Genomic DNA, 5,343 nt, shown 5'->3' with positions numbered 1-5,343 from the left:
ATGCCGGGTCCGGCCGTCGTCCGTCGCGAAGGCCACGGCGCCCTCCCACTCCTCCGGCAGGAACAGGTCCAGGTCGTACAGCGCGGGTGCCTCGGCGACCCCGGTCGCGATCGGCACGTCGCCCAGCGCCGCCTCGTCCACGTCCTTCACCCGCCGGCCGGTTGCCGCGTCGAGCCAGAGAGGGCCACGCTGGTCGGTCACCTCGACGAGTTCCCGGTTCCCGGCCGTACACCGGCGCACCCGGAAGTAGTCGCCGTTCAGACTCGGGTGCACCGGGAACCAGTGGGCCGGCCGCCACCACGCCCACACCGTCCGCCACGGCATGCCGGGACCGGCCTCCGCGATCCGGTCGGCGAACGCGTCGTGACCGGTGGCCTTCGCCGCGAAGTGCAGCCAGGACGCGAACTCCGCGGGCGTCACCTCCGCGCCCCCGAAGACCGCCTCGGCTTGCAGGAAGACCTCACCCCCGACACTACGGGCCCGGTCACCGTGGGAGCAGTGGTCGCGCAGCGCCGCACGGTCGGCGGTCAGCAGCCGTGCGGGATCTGCCAGTACACCGTCAAGATCATCAGTCATGTGGCCATGCTGCCAGCCGGTTCCGACAGCCGGGCTCGCCCACCCGCCCTCGAACCCTGCCCCGCGCGCTTCCGGCAGGTCCATGAGGGCGCGGGGGGCGAGCCATGCGGTGGGTGGGGCGGATCCCGACCCGGCCCACCACCCTGCTGAGGTACGAGACTCCGGGCCCAGTGCGGCGAGGACGGCGTGCTGCCCCGCGGTGAGCTTGTCCGCCTCTACTTGGGGTTCGAGGGCCCGACGACTCCGAGCAGCTCAAGGCCCGGATCACCACGCTCGAACAGCGGGGTCGCGAGGATGCCGGGGTTCCCGGCGGTGACAGGATGGCGACGAGGGGCGTCCGGCTGCTTGGCACTTCTCCGGCGGTTGCGTGGTGTTCCGTTCATTTCCGCTGCTCGGGGCCGTCGTGGGGTGCCTCACCGATGACGCCGTGAAGCGGCGGCGCGGCGGCAGGGATGCCCGACTCGGTCGGCTGGTGCTCGACTTGGGCCGGAAGGACCGGGGCGAAGGCCGTGATGAGCTGGTCCAGCAGGGGCGCTGTGCGGGGGTGGGGGTCGCGGCGCGGTGTGATGGCGTAGATCCCACGGGTCGGAGGATCGACGAGGGGCACGGTGGTGACGTCGGCCCGCAGCGCGCACCTCAGCACCCCAGGTATCAGGGCGATGGCATGACCGGTAGCGACCAGGGCCAGCTTGCCGGGCAGGTCGGCCGCGGCGAGGTCGATGCGGGCGCCGACTCCGGCACGGGCGGCGTGCCGGCGCAGCAGCGCCGCTGAGCCGTCGTTGTCCTCGGCCCAGGTCTCGTCGGCCAGCGCCTCGATGCGCACCGGCCCGCCCCCGGCCAGCGGATGACCGGCGGGCAGTACGACGACCATCTCGTCCAGTCCGAGGAACCGGCGTTGGACCCGCGGGTCGACGGCCAGTCCTGGCGGCGCGTCGGTGACGACGGCGATGTCGAGATCGCCCGCGGTCACGCGGTGGTGCAGCTGCGCGGTCAGACCGGGAAGCAGGCTCCACCGAACCGGTCCGGCCTGCCTCAACAGGCCCCGGACGGCCGCAGGGACGACCCCCGCGGCGAGAGACGGCGTCGCTCCGATGGCCAGGGGCCGGTCCCACACCCCGTCGCGAACATCTCGTACCGCGCGAACAGCGCGGTCGGCCTCGTTGAGCGCGGCCAGGGCATGGCGCCGGAACACCTCACCGGCCGGCGTGGGACGCACACCACGCGCGTGGCGCTCCACCAGAGGCACGCCGAGCTGCCGCTCCAGCCCGGCGATCTGCCGGGAGACGGCCGACTGTGTGTGGTTCAGCTCGGCTGCCGCCGCCGACAGCGATCCGACCCGGCACACGGTCACGAAAGCCCGCCACACAGTCAAGTCCACGGCGCCAGTATGCCCGGCCGGTATGCGAGTCGCGCAGGGTAGGCATGCGAAATCCGCGCTTGTCGCATCGATCGAGGTGCACCATTGTGGCGCGCATGACCACACCGCACACGATCGCCGTCCTCGGTCTGGGACGCATGGGCAGCGCCATCGCGACCCGCCTGGCTGCCCAGGACCGGGACGTCGTCGGCTGGACCCGCTCAGGACGTACGGCAGGCACCGTCAAGACGACCGACGACCCGAACGAGGCCGTGGCCCAGGCAGACCTCGTCCTCCTGGCCCTGTTCGACGGCCCGGCCTGCCGGCAGGTCCTCGACGATGTCCGTGACTCGCTGCGCACGGACACGATCGTGCTGAACACCAGCACGATCGCCCCCGCCGAGGCAACGAGGCTGGCCCGGCTACTCGGCCCGGCCTACGTCCACGCGCCTCTGCTCGGCTCGGTGCCGGCTGCCACCACCGGCACCCTGCAGATCCTCGCCGCCGCCGACCAGAACACACTGGACCGAGTCCGACCGGTTCTGGAAACGCTGGGCACCGTCCGGCACGTGGCCGACGCCTCCACCGCCGCCGCGCTCAAACTGATCGCCAACAACAGCCTCGCCGGAGCCGTCCTCGCGCTGCGCGACTCACTGCGGCAAGCCGACGTCCTCGGCCTGCCCCGCACCCAGACGCTGGACGTCCTCGAACTCGGCCAGCTCGGCGCTCTCGTGGCCCGCAAGCGCCCCTTCCTCCTCGGCGAGCCGACCGCCGCCCCGGCCGAATTCACGATCGGCGCGCTGGCAAAGGACATGGCTCTGCTGGCCGCCGCGTCGGACACCCCCTTGCGCGGCGCTACGGGCCTGCCCGACACCCCTGCCGCCCTCGAGTCCGATATCGCTGTCGCCGCCACGGCCCCCGCCGTGGAGGACGCCGTGCTCGAACCGCTCCGCGCCTACATCCGCGGACACGCCACCGGCGACCCCACCCACTTCCGCGACGCGTTCCTGCCCACCGCCCACATCGAAGGGATCCGGGACGGCGCGTTCGTCTCCTGGCACCTGGACGAGTACTGCACCCTCTTCCGGGGCCGGCCGGCCCCGGACGAACCGACCCGCACCCGCCGCATCGACGCCATCGACGTCCACGGCACCGTCGCGACAGCCACCATGACACTCCGGCACGGCGCGGACACGTTCACCGACATCTTCCTGCTGGTCCTCGCCGACGGCCGCTGGCGTATCGCCAACAAGGCGTACCACCGCCACGACTGAGAACGGGAACCGAGCCATGTCCTCGGGGAACGATCACGGCTGTAGGCCACCTGCGGGAGACAGGCCGACTGCCCTGGGCGTGGATCGCCGACGGAACCCGCATGGTCCGGGAGGAGACCCAGTACGGCTCCCTCGACGACGACACGCGGCGCAACACCGAGACCTACCGGGCCGACCTGTGGGCCTCACAGGCCCGCCGCGTCGAGGTCTGGTGCGCGAGCGACTCCGTCGGCGGCGTGCTCCTGCCGATCACCTCGGCCTGGGGCGTGGGCCTGCACTCCTGTCGCGGCCGGCCCTCGGAGACCTTCGTCCATGAGGCGGTGCAGCAGCACGCGCACCAGGGCAAAGGAGTGACCGTGATTTCCTCTGCGGCGACTGGGACCCCACCGGCCGATGTGTCCCTCGGCCCGTTGTCGAGCGCAGTGGCCGGGGGTGTACCAGGCCAGGGTGCGCAGCAGGCCGGCCGCCCGATCCCTAGGCGCGAAGTGCTGCTCGGGCGCGGGGCGCGGGGCGGTTGTGGCCGGACGGGTTTCAGTTGCCGATGTTCGTGACGCCGCCCGGACCGCCTTCCACCCAGTTGGGCACCGTGCGGGCGAGGACGTGTTCGGGGATCCCGGAGGGGGAGTAGAAGACGGCGATCATCGAGAACCAGCGGGGGATGCTGCTGTCGGGTGCCCGGAAGACGGGCTCCACCAGGTAACGCACGCTGCCGTCGGGTTCCTTGGCGATGTTCGCGGCCACTTCGATCTCGAAGTTCGACATGCCGAGGCCGCTGTTGTTGGCGAGGAGCTGTCCGCACGGGCTGAAATTCTTCTTCAGCCTGTTGGAGCCCCCGAATCGCGCGGCGATGATGTGGCAGCGCGCCAGGTGGTACCCGGGGTCGAGCCCCAGCCGCCGCACCACGGCCTTCGCCTCCGCGTAGCCATAGGGGTTCGGTTTCCGCTTCGCGGCCTTGTTCTTCGCCGGCTTCTTCAGGCAAGCCTGCCCGGTCTCGGTGCGCCCGTTGGCGCCGGCTGTGTTGAGGACCCACCCCTTGCCGCTCCTGAGGGCGCCTTTCGGTATCCGGTGCGCGCAGTCCAGCGGCCGGTCCGCGTCCTGCTCCCCGGTCGGCGCGGAGTCGGCCCGGGCGGCCGACTCCGCGAGGGACGGCGCCTGGGCCAACTGCTCCTCGTCCCGCCGCTGGGCCTGCTCCAGCGCGCTGGTGTCCACCTCGGCCAGCACCCGGACGACAGTCTCTGCGGTGGCGTGGACGTTGTAGGGCTCCGGGGCGCCGCTGATCCGAGCGCGGGCCTCGGCCTCCCGTCGCTTCGCCGCCTCCACCGACACGAACAGGGGCCCGGCCTCGGCGTCCGTGCAGGTGACGTCCCCGGAGCCGTCCAACGGCAGCAGTCCGGTGGCGCTGCACGTGCCGGCGGCCCGGCCGTCGAGCCGTACCGTCGCCGTGAGCCGGACCGTTGCCTTGTCTGCCGCACGCGTGTGCTCGTACACGAAGACTCCCGGTCGGTGGGTGACGACTGAACCGGGCCCAGTATTTTCGATCGACGTCCGGGCCCGGGATCCCGCCAACCACCTGCTTACAGGTGGGGCTACCCCCACCGCTCGCTCAGCGACGCCCGTTCAGCACGGTCTCGGCGAGACGCTGCCGCAGTCGCAGGTCCGCCCGGACCCGTACCGGTTCGGCGGCGTTCCGGTCGACCGCCTGGCGCTGGTAGGCGACTTCCACGGCGTACCAGACACCGACGAGGTCGACCTGTGCCTTGCAGCGGGCGTCGGCGCCGGCTACGGCACGCTCGCGGGCGGAAGCCGTCTTCGTCCGCCAGGCGGGATCCGACGCGGTCTCGTCCGGGCGGGCGTAGCGGTGGCCGTGCGCCTTCATGCAGGCGGACCACCGGGCGTACGCCTTCGTCACCCGGCCGTCTCGCCGTGACGCCGTGAACGTGTCCATGTTGAGGCGGTTGGCGATGGGGGCGTCACCGCCGGCCTGGGGGTTGTCGGCGTGCAACGCGCGCAGTGCCTCCCCGTGGCATCCGCCCGCCGGTACGGCTCTGCCGTTGACACGCGTGCCGCTGTCGGCCTTCGCGGAGCCCGGCCGCACGGCGGGATCGTCCGTGCCGTCGAGCACGAGGGTCTCCCGGG

The 5,343-nt window shown here is 72.2% G+C and carries 3 protein-coding genes and 2 pseudogenes; 1 reads left to right on the top strand and 4 read right to left on the bottom strand.

Annotated elements, in window-relative coordinates:
• Together H5J33_RS22375 and H5J33_RS22370 are read right to left on the bottom strand one after the other, a co-directional pair.
• Nucleotides 1–576, bottom strand: a pseudogene (locus H5J33_RS22375) (hypothetical protein); the annotation flags it as partial.
• A gap of 379 nt (nt 577–955) precedes the next feature.
• Entirely contained in the window at nt 956–1,954 is a 999-nt protein-coding gene (locus H5J33_RS22370) for a LysR family transcriptional regulator (protein WP_181796703.1), read from the bottom strand.
• A 95-nt stretch (nt 1,955–2,049) separates the two neighbouring features.
• Here H5J33_RS22370 and H5J33_RS22365 point away from each other — a divergent pair, with 95 nt between their 5' ends.
• The gene (locus tag H5J33_RS22365; RefSeq protein ID WP_181796702.1) at nt 2,050–3,207 is read left to right on the top strand and encodes a nuclear transport factor 2 family protein; all 1,158 of its coding nucleotides are present in this window, start codon (nt 2,050–2,052) and stop codon (nt 3,205–3,207) included.
• 531 nt (nt 3,208–3,738) lie between these two features.
• Here the strand turns inward: H5J33_RS22365 and H5J33_RS22360 are convergent.
• Nucleotides 3,739–4,695 (bottom strand): DNA/RNA non-specific endonuclease, encoded by a 957-nt coding sequence (locus H5J33_RS22360; protein ID WP_181796701.1) that lies wholly within the window; start codon nt 4,693–4,695, stop codon nt 3,739–3,741.
• Nucleotides 4,696–4,810: 115 nt separating this feature from the next.
• Nucleotides 4,811–5,343: pseudogene (locus H5J33_RS22355) on the bottom strand (hypothetical protein); the annotation flags it as partial.

The organism is Streptomyces sp. WELS2 (genome assembly GCF_013870595.1).
Taxonomy (GTDB): domain Bacteria; phylum Actinomycetota; class Actinomycetes; order Streptomycetales; family Streptomycetaceae; genus Streptomyces.
This window is presented reverse-complemented; position numbering and strand designations above follow the sequence as displayed.